Genomic DNA, 23,528 nt, shown 5'->3' with positions numbered 1-23,528 from the left:
CAAGTGTAACATTGCTCATGGGACTGTCTATATATTCCTTCGAAGTGGATGTGGTGGAAGGTTGATGTTTGGTGTGAGAATTGGTGAAGTTCACCCCGGATCACTGATGAGAGACCTAGTGGTTGAATAGAAACATCGTCGATGCAGTAAAGCGATCGACAGCGGGAAGTCGGGGCTGCGGAGCGATCGATCGGTATTGGGCAGCGTATGCAGAGTTGAGCGGTCGAACAGTAGTAGAAGCCAGCGGCAAAGTCAGGAGTGTGAGCGGGAAGGGCTGTCCCTGTCGGTCCGGATGTAACCGCACTGGCGAGTCCGGAAGACAGTTCCTGAGGGCATGGGACGTCGCATAGTCGCAGGTCGATTTCACCGACGCGCGCAGTAAACGCAACCAGGCACCTCTGGGTGAATCAGCTTTTAGCAGTCGCGTCCAAGGTCTCGCGAGACCTATCTCATCTGCGTCCGTGACTCGGTATCACCCCAGTAAGCCTGGCTCAAGCAACGATGTAAAGGTGTGCACGCTCGCTAGGCATTGTCACCGCTTTTCGCGCCTTTCGAACCTCGGCCACACACTGCACAATATTCTTTGCTGAACTCGAAGATTGCGATGAGCGTGGTAGTATTCGGGTTACCTGATGCCTCGCGGTGTCAGGCAAGCAATGTGAGGATACCGTAGTGGCCGAAGAAGAGGATAACGATCAGCTATTCAGGCTGCTTGAGCTTGCGCAGCAGGGCGTTCGCCCATCAGAGCTACTTGAGTCACATCCGAAAATCGCAGAACTCCTTCGCGGAACATGCGGCCCGGAAGTTGGATGCATATTCGGATCGCTTCTCTTAAACCCTGCTCTGCAGTCGAATTGCGTACGTCTTGAGGCACTCGTTCACCTCGCCGTCGGCTTGGGGCGCGGCACGAGCTTGCTGAAGCAGGACGAGATCGCGAGTTGCTTTAACGACCTGGAACATGGTGAATGCGGCCAATTGGAAGATCCTGCGGAAGATGTATTCGTTTCTCTGGCTCTGACAAAGCGAGGTAACTTTCGCGTTCTTGAAGGCATTTGGGAATCGGGGACCTTCTACCTTCAGCGCGTTCTGGAAATCGTGGACAAAATGCCCGGTGAAGGCGCATTTGCTCAACTTCGAAGGAGTATCGATGCACTGCTGACCCTTTCGGAGGCGGTATGCCAACGAGCGGGCCTTGAACGTCACAGCATCGGCTTTCCATTTCCAAAGGCGTCAATTCCAAAGAAATGTTGGTCTGCGGCGAAGCGAAGAATTGTTCAATTCGATGAGGCGGCCCTCACCGGCTTGGGAATTACAAGAGCGGACCTCGAACCATTTATATTAGAAGATGAGCTTCTTCCCCACGTCCTTAATAGCCCTCTCTTGGGAACGCCTCTTCAGCGGTTTCCGGTCACTTGCGTCGGCAAGTCTGTCGCTCTCGTTCTGCCAACCGCGGTTTCGTTCGCGATTCGCGCTGCCGTCGTCGACTTTGCAATGGCGTTTGACCTACAAGAGGCGTTTGTTGCAAACCTAGTTTCGATATATCAGCGGCTCTTCAGCTCGACTTATTTGATTGGAATGCGAGACCGCGCTCCTGTACCATTCACGCGGAAAGAGGGTGTGCCAAAGGCGGAAGCAATTGCGCAAGCAACGCGCGGTCATTTCACACACTATCTCTTCCTAATTGACACGCTTCAGCAGGTACGAGACACGGGAGTCGCCGGAGCCGATCCATCATCGACACTGTATGGCGAGCTGATCAGTTCGCGCATAGCGGCAGCGGCGCAGCAATGCAAGCAAGATCCTGACTTCAAACGAGGCGTGACGCTTGTTGTGCACTGCGGGGTCGGAAGAAGCTGCGATTTCATACTTCGTGAAGACGTCCCAGAAGGCTGGGACCTACATGGCATTTCAGCGGCCGACCTGTTGACACTGAGTCACTGCCACGGAATGTCACCGGTCAAGTTCCTTAAGGTCCTCGACAGCATCGATCGGCTTCGCCGTGCCGGAGTCGAACTATTCAACGACAACGGCCTGCTGAACCTGTTCGGGTGGGTCGACGCTAACGACGGCCACGCAATTCGACATGACCTGGTTCCGCCTTCTTTCAGGGCAAATGGCGGCGTACTTCAGATCGCCCCCAGCTTCGTCAAAGATTTGCGGCATAAGGTCGCTCTGAGGTCAGGCCGGATCGCAGTGTCGACTGTGGAAGGGCAGATGAGGAATGTCGAAAAACTTCACGACTCTTTCTTCGACGACGACAACGATGCACCCATTTATGCCGGGAGACAATTCACACCAGAATCGGGCATCCCCTTTGTTTATGTTTCAAAAACGTCGACGTGGTGGTGCCACGTCATCCCCACCCTTGAGTCAGATGGATTGGACTATGAACGGTGGCTCATGCTCAAGACGTGGGTGCAGCGCATCGTGCCGATATTGGATCGACTGCTGGAAAAATGCATGCCGCCAGTTCTCTTACTGGAGGTTGGCTTTCACGCTGGCGATCACGTCGACATAACGGCGCCACCTCCTACACGATCTGAGATTGAAGCTGACATTTCGATTGCAACCCAGCAGGATAAGGCCATAACAAGAATTGTCGTGGGTCAGGCCTTCGACCGAGGGCTGGCGCAAGCCACAAATGTCGCTGAACGAGCCCTGGTCGCGGTAATCTGCAGTGCAATTGCCGAACTTTGTGGAACTTCGTTCACGAAGACGGAGGCTTCGGAAATTGAGTCCATGGTGGTCGGGTCGGACGACGCACGCCACATGCATAGTTTTCAGGCTCGCACTTTTCGGGAGTTTGTGTCTTCCGACTTATCCGCAGAGCCCGAGTTCGTCGACGAGCACGACTCGGCCAGCATTCGCCTGGGCCTTGCTTTTCGCGTCGAAAAACGAGAAGGCGGCCGGGGTTCGCTAAGGACGAAGCGTCAATGCACCACCTTCCTCAATAAGCTTGTTACAAGCTTAGAATGTGAACTGTGCGACATGTTGGCGGGATTGGATCGCGCTTACGTCGTCGAGAGTGCTCTTCGCAATCATGAACGGGCGCAAGTAGCCCGCAAGCGATGGGCACGCACCTCACGGGCGAACATTGGGTTGCATGGTGACAAGGAATCAACGCTCAGAGTAATCGTTGAGCACGATCTTAAACTCAGCTCGGCGATCCTTGTCTCTCTTGTGCTTACCGAAGTCGCAACTTGTGAATGTCGAGCGATCGGCGGGAGAAAACCCAATCGGCTAGAAACAGATAGGGCAATGGCGCTTGTCGATGCAATATGGCAGCTTGGCGGGTGGTCTGATGCAATTCATTTGGACGCAATGCGTCCTTCGCTGACCATCACACCTTTGGGCGACGTTCACGCTTACACTGAGTTTCAAAAGAACGTGGCGATGCCCTTCGCAGTGCGAGCAAGTGAGGATCGAATTGATGCGGCATCCGCAGACTACGAAGAGTATTTTCTACCATCGTTACCTTCTGGCGAAAGCCTCCGCCTTGATTCCGAATTCTTAGACGCGTGGAGCGTAGAATTTGGATTCGATTTGGAAAGCCTGCGACATTTCCTCGACGCTATCGAAGATATTGGCGTTGAGCGTCAGAAGGCGGTCTATCAAATTACCAAAAGTGAGCTATGCGAGTCTATTACGACCCGCATGCCATTGTCGGCTATGGATGCAATCTTATCTGCTTTTTCCTTCGTTCCACGCACCCGTTGGAAGGAGATTCCCTATGGCTGCGATGCGCGCGATGTGCAGGCATGGAAATTTAGGCGGCGTCTATCGGTGGTCAGGCGACCGGTCATCCAGTTGGATAATTCAGCACACCCGTCGTTGCTGATCGCCCCTGGTCTCGTCCGGGATATGGTGGCGTATGTGGTCGACGGATATTTCGAAAGAAGTTTTCCGGACAGCCACACCGTTTCCGGTCAGATGCGTATGTGGCAAGCAAAAAGGGTCAATGTCCGGGGGAGTCGCTTCGCGGAACAAGTTGCGGAACGGATATGCGAACGAGGTTGGCAAATCAAAAAGATTGAACTTCAGGTCAAGGAGATTCTTGCTCGCGGCACTGACCCCGAATTCGGAGATTTAAGACGTTTCGGAGATGTCGACGTCCTCTGCTGGAACGCCGAGGCAAAACGAGTTCTTATCATCGAGTGCAAGCACCTTCAGCATCATAAAACATCGGGCGAACTTGCCGAGCAACTCAGCGACTATCGCGGGCAGATCAAGAACGATGGTAGGCCCGACGACCTGCGGAAGCATCTCAACAGGGTAGAGCTGCTGAAAGCTCGTAAAGATGTCTTACTCGGGAGCCTATTCATGCCTCCGGATTCTCGCATCGAGGGTTGGATTATTTTTAGAAATCCCGTGCCAATGCTGTACGCCTGGCACAACGTAAGCAACGAACTCCGGATGGCCACCTTCGACGATATTGATCAGATTTTGATTTAGTGTCTGACGCTTTCGTAATAGGCGTGCTTCATGACAATCGAAGAATACGATCTTCTTGATCTCGCAAGAAAGGCTGGCGCACTACATCTTTTGCCAGAGAACGCAGACTACTACGCGGAACTCATTAGGATTAGCGCCATCGTCGCCAGTTTGGCGGAGCCTCTGCAACATCGGCCAAGGATCTCGGATTTCGAATGGCGCCAATGGATCAACTCGGCCGAACCCATGAGCGGAGCGCCCGAGATCGGAGGAGACTCCGCCGAAGGACCATTTGTTTCCGAAGTCGCGTGCTTTGGAGGTGCGTACCTCACGATTCCAGCCGACAACCCCCAGGATGCCTTTTCGCTTGATTGTCTGCTTGTCGCCATTTTTCACCACCTGGACGACGCTTGCGTTATGTTCCAGGACGAGGCTGCAGGCATCGCTCTTGCAGGTCTTTGGATGAGCGACAAAGCCGTGAGAGAAGCAGGCCTCCACAGAAGTACACAGGCTTCGGCGGATGCGGATAACGGCGACCTTCGATGGCCTCACAGCGCGATAGCTCGGCGGCTTGAGGAAGCAGTATCGTTCCGCAAAGAGGATGTCTCCGCACAACTTGCTAAATACGGCGTGCGCCTTTCGAACTTGGAGGCCATAAGCTCCAAACCCGGCGACGCATCGATAGACTACGCGCTTGGAGTGAATCCAGTACGCCGCAGTCCATTCCTTACTGTCGATGAGCATATAGTTGCCGTCTCGCCTTCAACAATCGTGCCCGCACTCTGCGATGCATTAGTAAAGTTAGCCAGATCGCACGGTGTGCTTTCACTGGTTGTCGATGCCTTCCGCGTGGCAGTCAGTGCACAACTTCATAAGTTTGCTGATCGCCAGCGGTGGGAGGCATTGGGCGACCGGGTAGCCCACCTCCCATCAGAAACTGTGTCAGAATCATTCTTCCAGATTGATGCCGACAAGGTCGCCGCTGTCTATCTGGTAACCGACGAACTTCGCCCTAGCGCTGGTTCACAGGAGTCTAATTGGTGGAATTGCGAGCCTTTGGTATCCGACCTAGAAAAACGCTTCGAAGTCGCCGAGCGTGATCTCGCTAAGGCAGAACCCGAAGCTCCCAACGAAATACTTCACTTAGTAGTCGTTCAAAGCCTAGGACGACCCTACATGCTAGGCATCTCGCCATCGACTAACCCCAACGTAACGCGCCTCGTGTTGACCGCAGATGAATTGCGAATCTTCTCGCTTCTCAATCTTAACGATTCGATCGCATTATGGCATGTAGCGCAAGCGAAGACGCGATTGCCGCGTAGCGTATCCTTCATGGGAGGTGGCTTCTTAGATTCGTACTCACTATTCAGACGCCGTGAGAAGTCCTTCTATTTCAGTGATGATAAGGTTCCGGACCTGATAGGTTTTTCCGCCACCGGGATCGATGTTCGACTCGAAGCGATGGAGAGACTCGATCCCCACACCGTCCAACGGCCGGACCTTGGACTATTTGGAACCGTGCTGCGGCTGCAGAGTAGGTCTGATTTTCCCGTCTACATGTGGGATTCCAGAGATGAGCCTGATCCACATCTGCTAGTTGAAGGGCTTCCATTCGCACTGTGGGTAAGGCCGCAATCAGTGATAGCAACTCATTCGAACGTCGGTGACTCCCTCTATTTTCATCTGGCCGATGCAATCGCCTTCTGGTTATGGCAACTAACTCCTTCGCTATCAGCGGCTTGCGGTGGCAAGGCGATCCTAACGAAGCATGTCTCATTCGAGGTGGCTATATATGACGCCGACAAGTGGTTTGAAGGATCACCGCTAAGTGAGGGCCCAACCGGAATTAGCGTCCAAAAAGTTGACGACTGCACTTTACGCATCTCGTTCTCGCCAGAATTCTCGCTCCGCGCGATGACAAGTAACAACGTGGCTGAGCGTGAATTGGCTCGTGCGATTGTGGCCGCTCTCTTAGAACTACTTCAGCTTGATTTCAGCGCTAGCGAAGTCGAGCGCATTGTTGGGCTTCATGCGCCGCTCGGCGAAAAACGCCGCTTTAGCGTTTTAAGGGGCGAACTCAAGGGCACGGTGGACTCCTCTGGATTGCCACGAGTCCGAACAGTAGAGAGTTTTGAGGAAAGTGCCCTGGCGGACGCACTAGGTCAGCACTTGGCCAACCTACACAATACTACAGGGGGGCCCATACCCGAGTTACAGAAGGAGGCTGTTTGCCATCAAGCGGTTGCATTCCACTTCCAAGAATTGAAATCCGTTGCTGCCACGCTTGCCAGCGAGGACTTGGCGATACATCTCATTTCGCGGCACGAAGCACTTATCGCGCAAAGGGGACTTTTGGACATCACCATTGCAACGCATTTGGCCTGTTTCGGAAGGACGGATAAAGAATTAACAATGCTCCAACGCGATATCGCGGAAGTGGATCGTGCTTCTTTGGCAAGTCGCTTCCTGATTGAATACGTAGCGACGTGCCCCCCGGACGGATCAAGACCTTTGTCGCTGACTATTTACGACCATCTTACCGCATTGGCATCCGAGATCGCTCGTTACGGCCAGCTTGGAGATGCACTCCACTACGGCTTAGCCAAGCACGACTTTGAGCTGCTGAGGTCGGGGAGACTGGCGTTGTTCGATCCTCGGTTTGAGCGCGCGATGGCGGATTTTCGCGATGCATATCACCGACGTGTCGTCGACAGGAGCGGCGCTGATTTTCATCGAGCGTTCGAACAAGTGGCGAATGATGAGCTGCCGCCTGAGCTGAACGAGTTGGAAGTCGCCACTGAGGTCGAATTCGGCCTCCCAATGTCAAAGCTAGTTGAGATTCTGTTACAGATAGCTGCTTCGCAGTACGTAAACGATTCTGGCGTCGGCTGCTGCACGGTAGAGGAATTGACCGAGTCTCTACGCGCAAGTATGGGGCTTGATCGATTGCATGTCGAATCTGCACTCGGACTATTTAGCCTTGAATCTCGCGCAGACTTCCTTAAGCCGACGCCGCCGTTTAGCAAGACCGACGTCTTTCCATGGAGATTCAATCGAGCGCTCTCTTACTTGCGAAAACCTATCGTAATTTGGGCCACGCCGACGCATAGAACTTGCGCATGGGGACGGAGGGCATTATTCCAAGCTGCCGAGTATCTCGTACGACTTTGCAATTCCGGCCGATTAAAAAATGCACGCTCGAAGGAAATGCTTCAGTACCAGGGACGCATCGTCAATCGCGTCGGAAAGTTCTTTAACGACCGAGTAGCCGATGAAGCGTCGATGCGTCCACATCTTGCCGTTAAACAACAGATCAGGAAGTTCTCTGGACGTCGGCTTGCACGAGCCAATGGCGACGATATAGGAGATATAGATGTTCTGGTATGCAATCCCATCACGCAAGTCATCTTTGCGATCGAGGCCAAATGCTTCTCGCTAGCGAAAACACCGGCAGAGTTAGCGAATGAGCGTGACGAACTCTTCGGCGATCTGGCCGGCCGCGGCGGTGCGGTAGGGCGACATTTGGAGCGGGTGGCTTGGCTCGAGGAGCATCTTGCCCTCGTTCTAAAGGAGCTAGCAATTACGCCGGTTGACAATATTCGATGGAGGGTGATACCCATTTTAGTGCTGGATTCAGACTTGGTTTCACCCCGATTGGTCGATCTACCATTCCCAGTAGTTGTGCTAAGCGAACTCATTTCGATGTTGGATTCTTAGGAATCAATATCTTCCTTTTCGTTTAATTGCTTGGCTCTTACGGTGTGCCGAAGCCGTCTGCATCGACGTGCCGCTGTGCCTCAGTGCTTAGATCAGCCTGAGCGACGAGTCAATTGTTTACTATCGTGCGTACGCCGGTGTTCACGACCGAACCCGAAAACGGTCGGTTTGCCAGCGTACCTACACGACGTCAATACGCGCAGTCGAAAGGATAAATGCGGCTAACGGAAATCAGTTCCCTAAGTGCGTCAGGAGGGCGTGTACTGAGTTGGGTAGCGACGACCGAGTCCGCACTTAGGACCCCCAATTGAGTGCCCGAACCGCAAATCGTTGCGTGCTTCAGAGTTCACGACCGACGCAGTATAAGACAGTTCGTCCGCGTGCCGATACCAGGAATGCAACAGCAGCCTTGACTACAAGAATCGCCGTGTAGAGTGCTTCATAACGCGAGTCGGCCGAAGGCATGAGGACAAGACTGGCGAAACGAGTATAACCGAGGCAGCGTCGCCGATCGGCAGTTGGTATGCGTTCCGGCGTGCTCGGTGCAGCGTCCCGGCGTGACCAATGCGAGCGAGAGTGCGGAAAAACTACACGAGAAAAGCCGAAGTGAGGGTGACAGGGGGACGCTGGCTCCCAGCCCTGTCAGAAAAATTGCCCTTCAGGAAGGTGCGTGGACTGCAGACTGGACTGCAATTCGCGTCGGCAGGCGAGACGATGTCGCGACCGATGTCAGTGAATGTCGAAACCGCTAATCGGCTCGGAGCCGCGTTCCGTAGGCAATTGCACGTTCTCCGACGGCATCTGCGACTAGATGTTTTCCTTTGTCGACTTCCTTCTCGGGTTACCTTCGCGGCCTCCGAAGCCGAAGGTTACTGGTTCGAATCCAGTCGCGGGTACTATACACGTCGCTTCTGCGACTATCTTCGCGCAGTCCCATGCCTGATAGATTGCAGGCCTCGGTGAGAGACCTTGTCGAACTGTTGCGAGCCCTGGCGTTGAGTCCGATCCCGCCGCCTGGGCCTAAAAGAGCGGCAAAGAGCCGAGAGATGGGCCCTCTCAGATACACCGGCCATGCTGAGTCGGTGAGGCTCCGCCTGAAGCATCGACGCTTGGCGGGCAAGGCGATTTCACCTGCGCACGCTAGCAGGTGCGGCAAAGGCCTGCGGGGCGTCTTCCCTAGGCATTCAGGAAGCCAAACTGATTTGCGTCTGGCGGGCCGAAAAAAATGGTACAAGGAGGTCAAAATAAGCGAGTGCTAGCTTCCACAAAATGGAGGACATCCCATGACTCCATCGACGGTTCCAGGACTGTGGCGCCTACGGCGGTGCGTGCATTTCAGCGGTGCTAGCTTGGCTCTGGGCGATTGAGGAAGTTCAATCCTAAGGGGTCGACTGGGTGAAATGAACTCGGGTGGGGCATTCATCATTGGGAACGCAAAGGTCTGTCGGCCACCTAACCGATCCACTTAATAGCAGACTATTTCATGGATGGAGGGCTGTATGTTCCAGCTATTTAGACGCGTTTTAAGTCCGGAACTCGCCGGCATCTTCATTCTCCTCGCATCGTGTTTCCCGGTGCTAGCTCAGTGCGACGGCGTCCCGACGGGGCGCGGGATGTACGGGGGCGTTTTTGGCGGCGGCGGCTCGTCCAACATTAATAGCATCGACCAAATGGGGACGGCCTATTTCCTTGAGTCCGATGGCGGCCCCTTGAGCGTCAACGCCGTCGGTAGTTCCGGTAACGACGGGGTAGGCATGGTCGGCTTGCAGATTGGCCATGAATGGGCGAGCAGCGCGCCGCAAGGGAGTTGGGGATTGCTGCCCGCCGTTGAACTCGAAGGCATGTATCTGAGCGGCACGCAAAACGGGCAACTCATTAATGACACCAACCGCCTCCCCGAGCATGTTTTCGACGACTCGCTCCCGATGGACAACATCGCCCTGCTGGCGAATGGGGTGGTCAGTTTGCAGACGCCCCTGGTTAATTTGTATCCGTATCTCGGCGGCGGTCTCGGCATGACCAACGTGAAGATCGATGGCGCGAATTCGCTTCAGCTTGATCCGGCGGAGCCGGGCGTGAACCATTTCAACGCCAACCCGAATTCGTCCGCCTTGGGTCTGTCAGCGCAATTCAAGGCCGGCTTCCGCTTGAATCTGACCGAACGCCTGTACCTGTTCACCGAGTATCGCTACCTCTACGTTCAGTCAACGACCCAGACGTTCGGTTCCACGCAGTATCCCGGGCACGCTCCCACCTCCCCTTGGACGGTTCAACTCAAAGACATGAACTATCACCTGGGAGTCGGCGGCATCGGATTCGACTTCTGATTTCTCTGCCCAGCAGGAATGATCGCCAGCAAGTTCGCACCGCGTTGGGCGGCGCAAGATGCCGAGCAGACCGCGATACCGAGAAGACCATCGCCGGGTTTGAGCCGAACCATGCCGGTGAATGGCGCGCGATGGGGATCTGGTATTACAACGATCGATCCGGATTCGCGGCGGACGCGCTCACTTCGCCCCGGCCGGCTGACGCACGCCTAGCCGCTTTTCCCAACCCTTCACGCTGGTGTTCAAGTAGGATTCGGGGTCGTATGGGTGCTCGCGCACCACGTCGAGGTTCAGATCGCAACCGAGGCCCGGGCCAGTGGGCAGCGACAGGTGGCCGTTTTTGGGGTCGATCGTGGGGCGCCATGTGACCAAATCGCGGGTCCAAGGCTCGTTGAAGGGGTCGAAGTGCTCCTGGATGAGGAAGTTCGGCACGCAGGCGGCAAGTTGGAGGCAAGTGGCCGTTGCCACGGGACCGCCGCTTTGATGGGGGGCGATCCAGGCTCCGTTGGCACGGGCGATATTGGCCACTGCGATCGTGTTGGCGATGCCGCCGAGTGACATCGGCTCTGGCTGCCAGATGCTGACGTAGCCGCCTCGAGCCAGCGTCTCGAATCGCCCAATCTTGTCGAACTGCTCGCCGGTCGCCACCAAGATCGGCGAGTGCATCGCCACTTCGTTCGTCATCTCCTCTCGCTCGGCGCTCGTCGGCTCCTCCCACCAGTAAAGGTTCAAATCGGCTAGCCGCCGGGCGACGCGCACCGACTCGCTCGGCGTAAACCGGCAGTGGACGTCGATCAGAATTTCCAACTCCGCACCGAACCGGTCACGCAGGGCCGCGAGGATGTTATACGACAGCTCTAGGTCGTCGTGACTGATGAAGTCCTTGGCCGTGCCGAAGGGATCGAGCTTTAACGCTTTGAACCCCTTGGCGACGACGTTTTCGGCCATGGCGACAAATGCATCCGGCGTTCGCTCGGTCCGATACCAACCGTTGGCGTAGCCGAGCACCGTCTCGCGCTGCTTTCCGCCGAGAAGTTGCCAGATTGGCGCGCCGAGCGATTTGCCCAGGATGTCCCAGCACGCCACCTCGATTGCCGCGGTGGCGAGTCGATGGATGTGGCCGGCGTCCTGAATGGTTTCGAGCACGCGCTTCGCGACGGCATTGACGTTCCGCGGATCCTGTCCGATGGCGAAGTGGGCCAACTCATGCACTGCCGCTTCGGTGGTCTTCACGAAGCCGTTGATGGTGGCCTCGCCGATGCCATAGAGACCGTCGTCGGTGCAGACTTTGACGAAAAGCCAGTTCTTCCAACCGGCGCTGACGGCGTAGGTTTCGATGTTCTTGATTTTCATGTGCGTGGATTTGCTAGACGGTAGAAGTGTCGATGAGATTAGCACTGTCTTGGCAACGATGTGCATCAACCGGCTTAATTGTAATACAATTAAGCCGGTTCGGGAGGCCTTCGCGACTCTAAAGCCCGTTATTAACTTAAGTCGCTAGTCGTCGCTAATTTGCGTCGATGAGTTCGCCAAGACCGGGCAAGCAAAAGGACTTCTAAGGGCTGCGGCGTTATCTCGACGGGCCTGGGGTCTGTCTCGCGCCGAATGCTTTTCAGCTAGGACAACGCGATTTGCTACGCTTTTGCGATTATCGCTACGACGGTCGTCGCGAGGCTGCTGGGAGATGGCGGCGGCGTTGTAAAGAGCATGCCTCTCCCACCCGACTCGGCGGCGGGTAGAATGAGCGGCATGAAGCGATTCACCGTTGCCGAGATCGTTGTGGCATCAGCGCTGGTTGCATCGGCGATCAGCGCCATGACGTGCATCATGCCCAGCAGCGTCATCCATGCACACGCGGAATGGACGGAGAACCCTACGCCGGAGACTGAGGCCGCGTACCGGCAAGAGGCGAGTCGCTGGCATCTGCGCGAACATGCTGCGATGGCAGCGCAGCTATCCGTAGGTTTTATTGTTGTGGGGGGCCTCGTCAACTTTCTGTTGCCGCCTCGGCCTAAGCCCGCCCCGGAATCTGGCGGCTAGGTCTGCTTTCGGTGGGGAGCGGCGGGGATAGAATAAGCTTTATGGAAAAGACGCCTTGAGAAGTTTGGCTCGTCGGTGCGCTCGTTGCGATTGTCGTCGTCGGCGATCTTGTCGGCGTACTATTGCCCGCGATCGAGGCGTCGATCGCGGAAAGCGAGCGTCGTCGTGAGGTTGATCGTACGGCTACGGAAACAGTGCAGAGACGGCCCTAGCTTTCGACCCACGTCGCCAGGAGTATCGTGCGGTCATGCGAAAGAGGAAGCGCAAGTACGTCGGCGTAGAGTGCCACCGCTGCGGCCAGCGCATCGCCCGCCATGAGCAGATTGAACGATCGGTCGTGGTGCTTCGATTTGCTAGCACAAGGGGCAACGGCGAGGCCCAACAGTTAATCATCTGCCCGGCTTGCGACCGGTTCATCGATCAGTACCACCGAACATTTTGGCTAGCATTCGGCGGCGTTGGCGTGGCGCTGCTGCTCTTCGCTCTCGCGTACTCAGCGTTTCGCTGGCTAACGGTTTAGAGCAACGTTCCGGTTGGCGCAACACTGAGTGCCCCGTTGATACGGCGGAGCCTCTCAAGGCAAGCGGCGGTTTGCCGGGCAAGGTCGGGACGGAAAACGGGGAAATCTATTGCAACCGTCTCCATCCAAATAGAGAATAGTCTGCGGAACAGGTTATCTCTTTTTGGAGGAACGTCTAATGAAGAGGCGTCTGCTGGCGGCGCTCTGCGCTTGTGTCGGTCTCGCCTTTGCTCAAGCATCAATCTGTAAAGATGTCGCGGCTCAGGCGCCGGTTACCATTACGATTTTTGTCAGTGAACGCACAGCGTTCGACGGATCAACATCGTACTCGATGTCACCGTCCTACTTTTCACTTGCCCCCCGGCGCGCAGAGACGCTGCGAGGACCGTCTGGGACCGAGTATCCGCCAAACAGCATACCTGGAGAAAATTTCAGTAGCTGGGAAGATTTGACTGCTGCGACTTTCGGCGAATGGAACTTCACGTCCACAGCCATAGGAAACTCAACGGACGTCCAAACTTATCGTTTCACCGTGTCTGCCTTCGCGCGTAGCTCTTTCCCCGATTCGCCTCTGATTTCGCCGCCAAATTTGAGCGTCGTTACGAGTCCGTTCAGTGTTACTTGGGATCCTCCTTCAAGCGGCTACGGGTACGGCGCAGCCGGAATCGCGGCGAGCGGCAAACTGGTTCAACCGGGTGAACTGGAATTCAAATTTGGCTCTAGTTTAAGCACAGACGCACACCTGTCCTTCTCGACTAGCGCGCCCTCGCGGCTGATGAATACGCTCGTGTCGGAAGTGAGTGGTCCCTCCGATGGTGCGTTGTATTCGGTGCGACCATCGCTTGCAGTCGGCCGCAGTCTTGCAGTTCGCTACTTTCCAGCCGACTCGGTTCCGGAGCCGTCGGCACTGGCGTTGGCGGCCGTTAGCGTCGTCGTCGTGACGGCCTGCGAAAAGTGGGGACGCCGCCTGCGCCGCCCGCAGGGATGAGCGAGACTTAGAATATCGTCCCAGTTGGCTCCGCTCACTGTCGTCCGCGCGCTGCTGAGCTTCGATGCAATGGCGGCGGCGTTCGTTTTCCTGCAACAATGCGTGCTGACCCGCGAGATTGTCATTCGCTAGACTTGGCGGAGCCAGCTCCACTCGGTCGCGAGGGCGTCGTCGATTGAGGCGTCGCCGTAAAAACTGGCAGCGTCTTGCGGAACCGAAGCGTCGGGGCGTTTGAACAGCTGACGATTGCGTGGCGAAAGATCGTTCGCGGCGAGGGCGGCTTGATTGTTGCGTACCGGCATCGGGCCTGCAGGAACGAATCGGCCGAGTGGTTGGCGTCCGATTTGATGGGCGTCTGAGAGAGCTGCGCCCAGGCTGGCTGCATGTTGCGCTAGCGGTGCGTAGGAGTTCAGCGAGGCGGGGGACAACTCTGCTTCGGTCGTCATCTTTGCGAACGAAGTCGCGGCGTGAGTCGGCGCTGCTACTGGAACTTCAGGCTCAGCTTCCAACGATGCAACGACTGCCGGCGCAGCGATCGCCGGCGGCGGGCTGCCGAACTGGTCGCGCCAGACATTCAAGTCGTCGCCATCGACCGCGCCGTCGCCGTTGGCGTCGCCGCTGGTGCGAGGCGGAACAGTCGCGCCGAAGTTGCGCTGCCAGGCGAGGAAGTCGGCGCCGTCAACGATGCCGTCGCCGTTAAAGTCGGCGTTTGCGGGCGCGATGGCCGACACGCCGAAGTAGTCGAGCACGCGGTCCATAACATTCGCTCGGTTGGCGGCGGTCGTGATCGCTTCGAAGGGGAAGCCGAACATGACGACGTTGCCGCGGCCGTCGACGCCAGGGACTTGGATCCCCGCCCCGCCGTTGGAACCGCCCGAATATTGCAACGCGAGTTGCCCGCCCGCTTGCGGAGCGATCACGTCCGCGAATTGGACGTTGTACATTTGCGAGTCGAGACTCGAGAATGCGGCGCCGTTGGAGAATTGGAACAGCGGCAGCCCGGCGAAGATTCCGCCCGCCGAGGCTGTAACGTTGTAGGCGCCGGCGGCGTCGGCGATGTAGTCGCCCTTGAGGGTGCTCTCGTAAAACGAGCGACCATTGTTGGAGGCGTCGAGATCCCAGCCGATTTCCGAGCCGGTGACGAACAGGTGGCCGCCGGCGGCGATAAACTGCTCCACCCGCGTTTGCTCGACGGCGCTAAAGGTCGACGTGCTGGTCGATTCGTTGCCGAGGATCCAGATGACCGCGTCGTAGTCGCTGAGGTTAACCGAGCCGTTGATGATCCGCTCGTTGCTTGTGCTGGCAACGTTCGCTCCAGGGCGAGCGGCGTGGATAGCGGCTTGGACTTGGATGACGTAGTCGAAACTGTTGTTGTAACGCGACCAAACGCGAGCGGCGGTGGTTCCGCCAAAGGCGTATGGGTAGCGGAAGTTTTGCGCCTCGTCGTGGCGATCGAAGCCGTTGACGATCAGGACCTGCTTGGCTCCGCCGCGCGGAAGGACGGTTAGAACTTCTGTGCCGACAGATTGGCCGCCGGCGTTTTCGGCGACAATCTTGAAATAGTACGGAATCGACCGATCGTACCCGGAGAGCGTCACCGAGGTCGTGCCGCCCCCCGCGACGTAGATTCCGCCATCGAAGCCGCGGCCGTCGACCGAGGCGTAAACTCGGTAGCCCGTTGCGGGGCTGCCGTAAACGCCGCCGACGCCGGACGACGAGAGGCCGGCGTTCCAGGAGAGGGTGACGTCGCCCGCAGCGTTGCTGACGACGCCGAAGTTGATCGGGGCCGAGGGTAGGGTGATGTTCGCTGGCTTCACATTCCCGAAATTGATGAAATACTCGAGGGTTGCTTCATACGCGCTGCGGGCCATTTGATCGCGGCCGCGGGGATCGCGCATGAAGGCTGAGTCCATCACGCTGTCGTGGAAGCCGACTTCGATGATCGTGGCGTCGAACTTTCCGCCGATCCATGTGTTGTTGATTTCGCCGTAAGCGCCTTCGGCGTAATCGCGACGGGTCGACCAGTTGTAGGGGAACTGGCCATTGCGCGCGATCATGTCAACTTCGATCTGCTGCGCAAACATGACGGCTAGCGCCTGCTGGTTCGGCGTCCGATTGGCGACAGTGGAATGAATCAGGCCCTCGGTGCCGCGGCCGCCGCCAGCGTTGGAGTGGAAGCTGATCAGCAGACTCGAACCAAACGGATTCGACGACGGCGTCATGTGCGCGGCCATGCGCGTCGATGCGGTGACGTCGCTCGTGCCGAGAACCGACGATGGCGTGACCCCCTGCCCTAGCCCGCGGTAGACCCAGGGGAGCGTCCCCTCGTCTTCGCGCGGATAGCCGGAGACGTTGCCCGTGCCGATGCCGCTACTCCCCCAAGGGAGGTCGCCCATCCCGTTGCCGAAGCGAATGGCGTCGGCTACGACGAGCGACGAGCGTCCGCCGCCGATGGAGTAGTTGCTGATTTGCACCGAGCCTTCGACTGCCGAACTGCCGGAGTTGAAGTGGTAGCTGCCGAGGTAGACCCAGTCGTTGCCGACCATGCGATGGTCGACGGTGATTTGCGTTTGGCCGCCGGTGTGATTGATCTTGTAGAGCTGATCGGTGCGGTCGGAACCGTGGGATACCCATGCGTAAACGGGATAGAGACCGGCTTGCGGGATGTTTGGCGTGTAGGTGGCGACGGCCGTTTCTCCCGCGCCGTTCGCGCTCGCGGTGCGATACTTCACGGCGTCGATGCCGCCGACGCCATAGTCTTCGTCGTACCAGCGCGTTCCGGAGGCGTTGTTGGCCCACGTGCCGGTGAAGGCGACGCCGGGCGAATCGTTATCGAGGACGACCTCGTTGATCTGCCGGCCAACGGGCCGCAGCGGCACCACCGTCGCGCCGGCGCGAAGCAGGTAATCGGCGTACATTGTCACTTGATCTTGGTTGCCGAAGTCCTCGACGATCGATTGGACGTTGCCGCGATCGGTGGACCAGCGTCCGAGACTGCTGTAATAGTTCCAGCCATGACCCGCGCGGGTGTAAACGATTTTGCCAGAGAGGCCCCCTTCCGGCGCCGCCCCGATGGGGACGAGGCCCGCTGCGGCGAGAAGTTGCCGCGATTCGAGCGGCTCAAGCCGCAGAAGGCGGCCGCGGGTAGGCGTGTTTTGATTTTCGTCCAAGGCGGGACGAATGGCGCCAAACTGCTGAGCGATCAGACGGAAAAACTGCATACGGTTGAGCTCTCAGGATGGGCGTTCATCGCGCCGGGGTTACGGTCGCCTGGAGGCGCGCTTGGCGTAAGCTTTCATTTTAGTAAGGTTTCGCGAAAGCATCTAGGAAAGAGCGTGCTGTGGCGTCGCGGCTTGAGCGCAGAAATAACAGTGGTTGAGTCCACTTTTTGCGTGGGAGCGAGATCGCAATTCTCCGCAGTTCCCGCGTGAACGGTGAGCGATGTTATGATGCGCTCCGAGTGATCGAAGCGGTTTGGTCTGGACGCTGATCGCTACGGTATGCCGTAAGTCATCCGGCATCGAGACGCGTCTCGGCGGCGTATTCGGGCGCGCGGCTGCGGGCAGACTTGCCGTCGAAACTCGCGAAGTTCCGCAGCCAACGACTGCCCTTTAGCTAGCACTGGCCGATCTGCTACGCTCCCGCGGCCTTACGGGCGTTGCCCAACTTCTTGCTCTTCTTCTCGACTCGACCCGCAACAATGTTGCCGCTTAATCCGCTCGCTCCGGTGACTGATTACCAGTCGATGCTCAACCGCATCTTCTGGTTTACGACGGCGTCTGCGCTGGCGGCGGTGTGGCTGTTGCGGATGTATGTACCGGCGGCTGATGCGCTACTCGCAAAGGTTGACGCGGCCTGGACCGTCGATAGCAAGAATCTGTCGACGACCGCAGGATACTTGTTGCCGGCGCTGGCGATCGGCATTGGCTTTCGCGTCTTCCGCATTCACGCGAAGGTTTCCGATTGGCTCGGAATTCGCGAGTGTTTTGATTTGGACGTGATCCTCGCCGACATGGCGGAGCAGTTGAACATCGACTTGGCGCAATTTGATCGCACGCTGCTGCGACGAGTGCGGCACGGGTTGATGCGGAAGGCGTTTTACCCGTTCGTCAGCGGTTCGCAGGCGCCGATCGATCAGCAGCTCATTCTGCAAGCGCTAGATGCGTGGTCTTGGTTTTGGGTGGGCGTCGAGGCGACGCTCGTGTTCGCGCTGGCGGCGTTTGGGCTGATCGCGTTCAATGTTCACGCGGTCGGCTTTCAGATTCTCGGCGGCGTGATTGCATTCACAGTGATTGGCTTGCCGGCGATTCGGAATCAGTGCCGGCGGTTTGCGATTGCGCAGGTGCGAGCGATTCTGGAAGATCCTGCGCGAGCGGCGATCGCCTATCATGCCTTTGCCGAGGCTTACGGGGCTGCGCAGAAGTACGGCATTGATGAGCGGCGGCGTGCGGCGTAGGGATCCACTGCCCTGCTCTTTCGATGAGTCAACTGCGGGCGTGCTTTACCGGCTTGGAGGCCGACCCCCCGGCGGAGCCGGGGGCTAGAGGAACGCTCTAGAATAGCACCGTGAGGTAGATCGACGACGCGAAGGCTGGGGAGATGTCTTGGCGGGCGCCAGGATTGGGGATGTAGGTAAGCGTCGGTTGCAGGAACGCCGCCTTGGTGAGTGCAGCCTGATAGTATCCCGCGAACATTAGTTCGTTGTCGTTCAACGGAGCCGGCGGATTGGGGCCCTGGTGCGTCGGGAAGAAGAACGAGCCCGCTTCTGGGGCGTCGTTCAGGAACGACCACGCCATGCCGACGCCTTGCGAGTCGTTTGGCCGCGAGGGAACGAGCCCAAACGCGGTGAAGCCGGCGCCGAAGAACTCTCGGACCCACGAGGCGTTGGAGTCGTTGGCGCCCAGCTGCACGAAGCCTGAGATGCCGTCGTGGTTGACGCCGGGATTTTGAAACCAGAGACGTTGCGAGGCGAACATATAAATGCCGCTTTCGCCGTTGTCGAAGCCGCCGTTGGGGAGTGCAAGATCGCCCGTTTGATGCCAGACGCCGACGCCGAGTTTGCCCGGCTTCTCTTCAGCGCCGGCCGCCCAGGTGCAGCCGACTTCGCCGATGTGAAAGTAATAGCCTGTAAATTGCGGTCCAAGTAGTCCTGTATGCTCGCCGCGGGCGCCGTTGCCGTCGTAAACGCCGTACGAGGCGTAGATGTTGTCTGCGGGGGCGAGCGTCGCGGTGAGGCCGGTCGCGGAGTCGTAGTAACCGGGCAGGCGGCCATACATCGTTGGGTTGACGAAGATCGGCGTGTAGATGAGGCCCGTGACAGCGGGGATGTTGTAGGCGTCGTTGCCAACCGGCACGGCGCTGAGGACGTTGTTGAAATCGAAGGAGGGGACCGACTTGCCGAGGCGCGTGATCAGTAGACCGTCGTACCACGACTGTCGCCACCAGAGTTGGTAGAGTTCGGAGCGATCGAACGGCGGCGCGGCCTGGAGACCGTCGAAGCCTTGCACCGTGCCGGCGAGGCTGTTGGTCGGTTGGCCGGTGTAGTTGAGGAACTGTGTGCCGAAGGAGGTTCCCTCCCAGCCCCAACGTTTCTCGGCGTCGAGCGAGAGATCGATGATCGCCAGACTGTTGAGGCCCCAATCGCCTCCATCGAGTCCGCCGCTGAGCACCGCACTGGCGTCGCCGATCCACAACCCGCCGAGCCGGAGGCCGCTTTCTTCGCTCACGCCGAGGAAGCGGCCGAGCGCGCCGGTGCCGACGACAATGTTGACGGCGGCCGGGTTGCCGGCCATGCCGAGCGAGCTGATGTGCTGCGGGCGGTTCTCGTCGTCGTTGCCGAGGTGGGCGTCGGCCGTGGCGCTTTCATCTGCGGTGGAGGAGTTACTAGCGCCAGGCCAGAGTCGATCGTCGGTCGCTCCCCAGCCCTCTTGGCCGAGGTATTCCTCCGCAGCCAGCGCGGAGCTCGGTTGCGTTGCCGCCACTGAGCGCCCTGCCGTGGTTAGCGCAGCGACAACCGCCAGCCAATGCGCCGCGTTACTAATGATGCGTGGAATCATGGGCGGTGGAGTCGGCAATCAACCGAGTTGACGCGTCAATTCACGGGGTCGTCCGCCTAGTTGCCGGCTCATGAGCTGGCGCCGGGGTTTGCCGAATCTTCCGAATGTGCGGGCGGACAATGATGAATCTCTGGTTACTCCACGAAGATTGCGGATTCAGAGATTTATCGTAAAAGCCGACTTCTCGACTACATGCTAGCTTTAGGCGTGACTTCGCTCACTGAAGGCGAAGCTCCGTCAGCAGTTGCGCCGACGCTCTCCGTCCATTTCCCTACCAAGGCCCAGCCATGTCTTCCTCCCTCTCGGCCGTCCGCGGCGCGTTCTTCGACTTCGTTGACGATCCGTGGAAGCACATCGGAAATGAGCAGGCCTCGGCCCGGTTCGTGAAGGATGGCCTGCTGGTCACCGAGAATGGACTCATCAAGGAGTTCGGCGCGTTCGACGAAGTCTCGAAGCGTTACGCCAATGTGCCGGTGACGCACATTAAAAATCGCCTGATCATGCCGGGCTTTATCGACGGGCATATTCACTTTCCGCAGACGCGCGTCCTTGGCGCTTACGGCGCGCAGCTGCTCGATTGGCTCCAGGAATCGATTTTCCCCGAGGAGCTGAAGTTCCGCGATCGTGATTACGCTCGCGGCGCTGCGAAGCAGTTTTTTGATGCATTGCTTGCCGGCGGCACGACGACCTGTCAGGCGTTTACCACCAGTAGCCCGGTTTCGACCGAAGAATTCTTCGCCGAAGCCGAACGCCGCAATATGCGGACGATCGCCGGTTTGACGGGTATCGATCGCTTCGCTCCTGACGATTTCCTCATCGGGCCTGATGAGTTCTATCGCGAGTCGAAGCGGCTGATTGAGCAGTACCATCGCAAGGGCCGTCATCTCTATGCGATCACGCCGCGGTTCGCCGTGGGGTGCACGAGCGAGCTGATGAATCGGTGCGCTCAACTCAAACGCGAGCACAACGACTGCTGGATCAACACGCACATTTCTGAGAATCCTTCGGAAGTTCGGACGGCGAAGATTCACTTCCCCGACTGCAACGACTACACCGAAGTCCATGAGAAGCACGGTCTGCTCGGACCAAAGTTCACCGCAGGCCACGGCATCTGGCTTTCGAACGACGAGTTCCGCCGGTTCTCGAAAGCAGGCGCGGCGATTTCGTTCTGCCCGCTTTCGAACTTGTTCCTCGGCAGCGGTCTATTCCGCTTGGGCCGCGCGCTCGATCCGGAACATCGCGTCCGAATCAGCCTTGGTTGCGACATGGGCGGCGGCAACGCGTTCAGCCTCATTCGCGTCATGGAAGAGGCGTACAAGGTCGGCATGTGCAACAACACGATGCTCGACGGCTCGGTCAATCCGCGCGAGCAAGACTCGGCCGAAGCGGAGCGGAACAAGCTGAGCGCGTACCGCGCGTTCTATCTCGCGACGCTCGGCGGCGCCGAATCGCTGTACATCGACGATTTGCTTGGCAACTTCAACGTCGGCAAAGAAGCCGACTTTGTGGCGCTCGATTGGAACGGGGGGCAAGCAGCGATGGCCTGGCATCAGTCGCTCGTGACTGAAGGGACGCCGGCGACTATGGAAGAGGCTGCGAAGTTGCTGTTCGGCATCTTGGCGATTGGCGACGACCGCAACGTCGATGAAACGTGGATCGCGGGCAAACGGGCTTACTCGAAGTCGGGCGGCGCCGTCGCTTAACTTCGCCGCAATCGCACCACGAAGGAACGAAACATGGAAACCTGCGTTGCCAAATCGTCGGCAGCCATCGTGCAGCGCGTGCCGCCCGAGGCGACCGACAAGTTCAAACAGTGGCAGCGCGACGTTAGCACGGCGGCGCAGCATTTCCCGGGGTATGAGGGGACCGACCTCTACCCTCCGGCGAACGGCGCCACGGGCGAATGGGTCTCCGTGATTCACTTCGCCGATCAGCCTGCGTTGCAAGCGTGGATCAACTCGTCGGAACGGGCGAAGTACGTCGCTCGGCTGCGCGAGACGGTCGGCGACTTTGAATTGAAGACGCTCGACGGCGGCTTCAGCGCGTGGTTCGCCTCGATGCAGGGCGACTTTGAGCCCGGCATCCCGCCATGGAAGATGGCATCGACGGTGCTGTTCGGGCTCTATCCGACGGTGATGCTGCTGACGATCTTCGTCGGGCCGTTCACGTCGCCGCTGGGGATGTCGATCGCGATGTTGATTGGCAATGCAATGAGCGTCGCACTGCTGCAATGGGCTGTGGTGCCGGCGTTGACGCGGGTGCTCAAGCCGTGGCTGGAAGCGAACTCGCCTGCGAAGCAAGTCGTTTCGATCGCAGGCGTCGTTGGTTTGTTCGCGCTGCTTGTCGGGATTGCGTTCGCCTTCCGGCCGATCACTGGTTGAGCAGAGACTTGTCCGTCGTTCGTTGTTGATTAGCAGCTTGAGGGGGAACTGATGTCGATTTTGATTACTGGCGCCGAAGGTTTCTTGGGAACCCATTTGGCGAAGCTGCTGCATGAATCGGGCGAGCAAGTCGTCGGGCTGGACGTAATCGAGAGCCCAACGCCGCGGCCTTGGCCAGTTGTGGTCGGCGATGTGACCGACCGAGCGTTCGTCGACCGTTTGTTTGAAGAACATGACGTGACGAGCGTCGTCCACGCAGGCGGCGTTTCAGGTCCTCATATCTGCAATAACTTCCCGGCGAAAGTGTTCGAGGTGAATGTCCTCGGCACGCTCAATCTGTTTGAGGTCGCGCGGCTGCGGAAGCTGTCGGGACGGATTGTGTTTTTATCGTCGAGCTCGGTCTACGGCCAAGCCGCCGAGAAGGCATCGTGCGTAACGCCGGTGGTCGAAGGGTTGCCGCTCTTGGCTAGCGAGCCTTATGGCGCGACGAAGGTATCGTGCGAGGCGATGTTGCGGGCGTTCAACGCTCAAGAGGATATCGACGCGGTGTCGCTACGGATCAGTATCGTTTACGGCGCGGGGCGGACGGCTTACTGCGGCATTAGCGAGATGTTCAAAGCGGCTCTGGCTGGGCAGCCGATCATGCTCGATGCAGGTTGCGATGTGCCGCTGCCGTGGGTGTACGTCGACGACGTATGCTTTGCCCTGCAACGGGCGTTGAGCGTTCCTCGCGAGCGCATCGGCGAGGTCGACACGCTGGCCTACAACGTCACGGGGCCAGGCTTCCCGACGTTCCGCAAAATTGCTGAGTTGGTGAAAGAGCACGTGCCGACGGCGACCATCCAGCCGACCAGCGATCCCGATAAGTACGCGATGAACGCGCGGAAGATGTCGCTCGTCGCCATCGAGCGAGATCTCGGCTGGAAGCCGCAGGTTGATATTCGCCAAGGGGTAAAGTTGCTGTTCGAGAGTTTCGTCGGAGAGCACGAGCGGCAGCAATCGCTGGTGACGGTCGGAGCGTAGGACACGATATTCCATTATTGACGTGAGCTGAGAACTGCCCCGCGC

Annotated in this window: 12 protein-coding genes; 9 read left to right on the top strand and 3 right to left on the bottom strand. The window is 58.1% G+C overall.

The features are described from left to right. The first annotated feature begins 642 nt into the window (after positions 1 to 642). From PLANPX_RS17620 to PLANPX_RS17610, 3 genes are all read left to right on the top strand, one after another. The gene (locus PLANPX_RS17620) at positions 643 to 4,452 is read left to right on the top strand and encodes a hypothetical protein (protein WP_152099999.1); all 3,810 of its coding nucleotides are present in this window, start codon (positions 643 to 645) and stop codon (positions 4,450 to 4,452) included. A 30-nt stretch (positions 4,453 to 4,482) separates the two neighbouring features. Further along, the gene (locus PLANPX_RS17615) at positions 4,483 to 8,148 is read left to right on the top strand and encodes a hypothetical protein (RefSeq protein WP_152099998.1); all 3,666 of its coding nucleotides are present in this window, start codon (positions 4,483 to 4,485) and stop codon (positions 8,146 to 8,148) included. A 1,499-nt stretch (positions 8,149 to 9,647) separates the two neighbouring features. Further along, entirely contained in the window at positions 9,648 to 10,475 is an 828-nt protein-coding gene (locus PLANPX_RS17610; protein ID WP_172992143.1) for an outer membrane protein, read from the top strand. Between the two features lie 180 nt (positions 10,476 to 10,655). Here PLANPX_RS17610 and PLANPX_RS17605 read toward each other — a convergent pair whose 3' ends face one another. Further along, entirely contained in the window at positions 10,656 to 11,828 is a 1,173-nt protein-coding gene (locus PLANPX_RS17605; protein ID WP_152099996.1) for a mandelate racemase/muconate lactonizing enzyme family protein, read from the bottom strand. Between the two features lie 396 nt (positions 11,829 to 12,224). On the opposite strand from PLANPX_RS17605, the gene PLANPX_RS17600 reads away from it, so the two are divergent. Beyond that, the gene (locus PLANPX_RS17600; RefSeq protein ID WP_152099995.1) at positions 12,225 to 12,515 is read left to right on the top strand and encodes a hypothetical protein; all 291 of its coding nucleotides are present in this window, start codon (positions 12,225 to 12,227) and stop codon (positions 12,513 to 12,515) included. Between the two features lie 698 nt (positions 12,516 to 13,213). Then, positions 13,214 to 14,023 carry a hypothetical protein gene (locus PLANPX_RS17595; RefSeq protein WP_152099994.1) on the top strand — a complete coding sequence of 270 codons (810 nt, stop codon included), beginning with the start codon at positions 13,214 to 13,216 and terminating at the stop codon, positions 14,021 to 14,023. Positions 14,024 to 14,151: 128 nt separating this feature from the next. On the opposite strand, the gene PLANPX_RS17590 is transcribed toward PLANPX_RS17595, so the two are convergent. Beyond that, positions 14,152 to 17,244 carry a hypothetical protein gene (locus tag PLANPX_RS17590; RefSeq protein WP_152099993.1) on the bottom strand — a complete coding sequence of 1,031 codons (3,093 nt, stop codon included), beginning with the start codon at positions 17,242 to 17,244 and terminating at the stop codon, positions 14,152 to 14,154. A gap of 479 nt (positions 17,245 to 17,723) precedes the next feature. Here PLANPX_RS17590 and PLANPX_RS17585 point away from each other — a divergent pair, with 479 nt between their 5' ends. After that, complete coding sequence (locus PLANPX_RS17585) at positions 17,724 to 18,479, top strand: hypothetical protein (protein WP_152099992.1); 756 nt, start codon at positions 17,724 to 17,726, stop codon at positions 18,477 to 18,479. 97 nt (positions 18,480 to 18,576) lie between these two features. Here PLANPX_RS17585 and PLANPX_RS17580 read toward each other — a convergent pair whose 3' ends face one another. Continuing rightward, positions 18,577 to 20,079, bottom strand: a complete 1,503-nt coding sequence (locus tag PLANPX_RS17580) for a carbohydrate porin (protein WP_152099991.1) — start codon at positions 20,077 to 20,079, stop codon at positions 18,577 to 18,579. A gap of 287 nt (positions 20,080 to 20,366) precedes the next feature. On the opposite strand from PLANPX_RS17580, the gene guaD reads away from it, so the two are divergent. Genes guaD through PLANPX_RS17565 form a run of 3 tightly spaced genes read left to right on the top strand, consistent with a single transcriptional unit; the run spans position 20,367 to position 23,483 of the window. After that, on the top strand, positions 20,367 to 21,782 hold the full coding sequence (gene guaD, locus PLANPX_RS17575) for a guanine deaminase (protein WP_152099990.1): 1,416 nt from the start codon (positions 20,367 to 20,369) through the stop codon (positions 21,780 to 21,782). A 33-nt stretch (positions 21,783 to 21,815) separates the two neighbouring features. Beyond that, positions 21,816 to 22,460, top strand: coding sequence for an antibiotic biosynthesis monooxygenase (locus tag PLANPX_RS17570; RefSeq protein WP_152099989.1), 645 nt, complete (start codon positions 21,816 to 21,818; stop codon positions 22,458 to 22,460). Between the two features lie 51 nt (positions 22,461 to 22,511). Continuing rightward, a complete protein-coding gene (locus tag PLANPX_RS17565) occupies positions 22,512 to 23,483 on the top strand; it encodes an NAD-dependent epimerase/dehydratase family protein (protein ID WP_152099988.1) in 972 nt (323 codons plus the stop codon). Positions 23,484 to 23,528 lie beyond the last annotated feature (45 nt).

Origin of the sequence: Lacipirellula parvula (genome assembly GCF_009177095.1) — a bacterium.
Classification (GTDB): domain Bacteria; phylum Planctomycetota; class Planctomycetia; order Pirellulales; family Lacipirellulaceae; genus Lacipirellula; species Lacipirellula parvula.
This window is presented reverse-complemented; position numbering and strand designations above follow the sequence as displayed.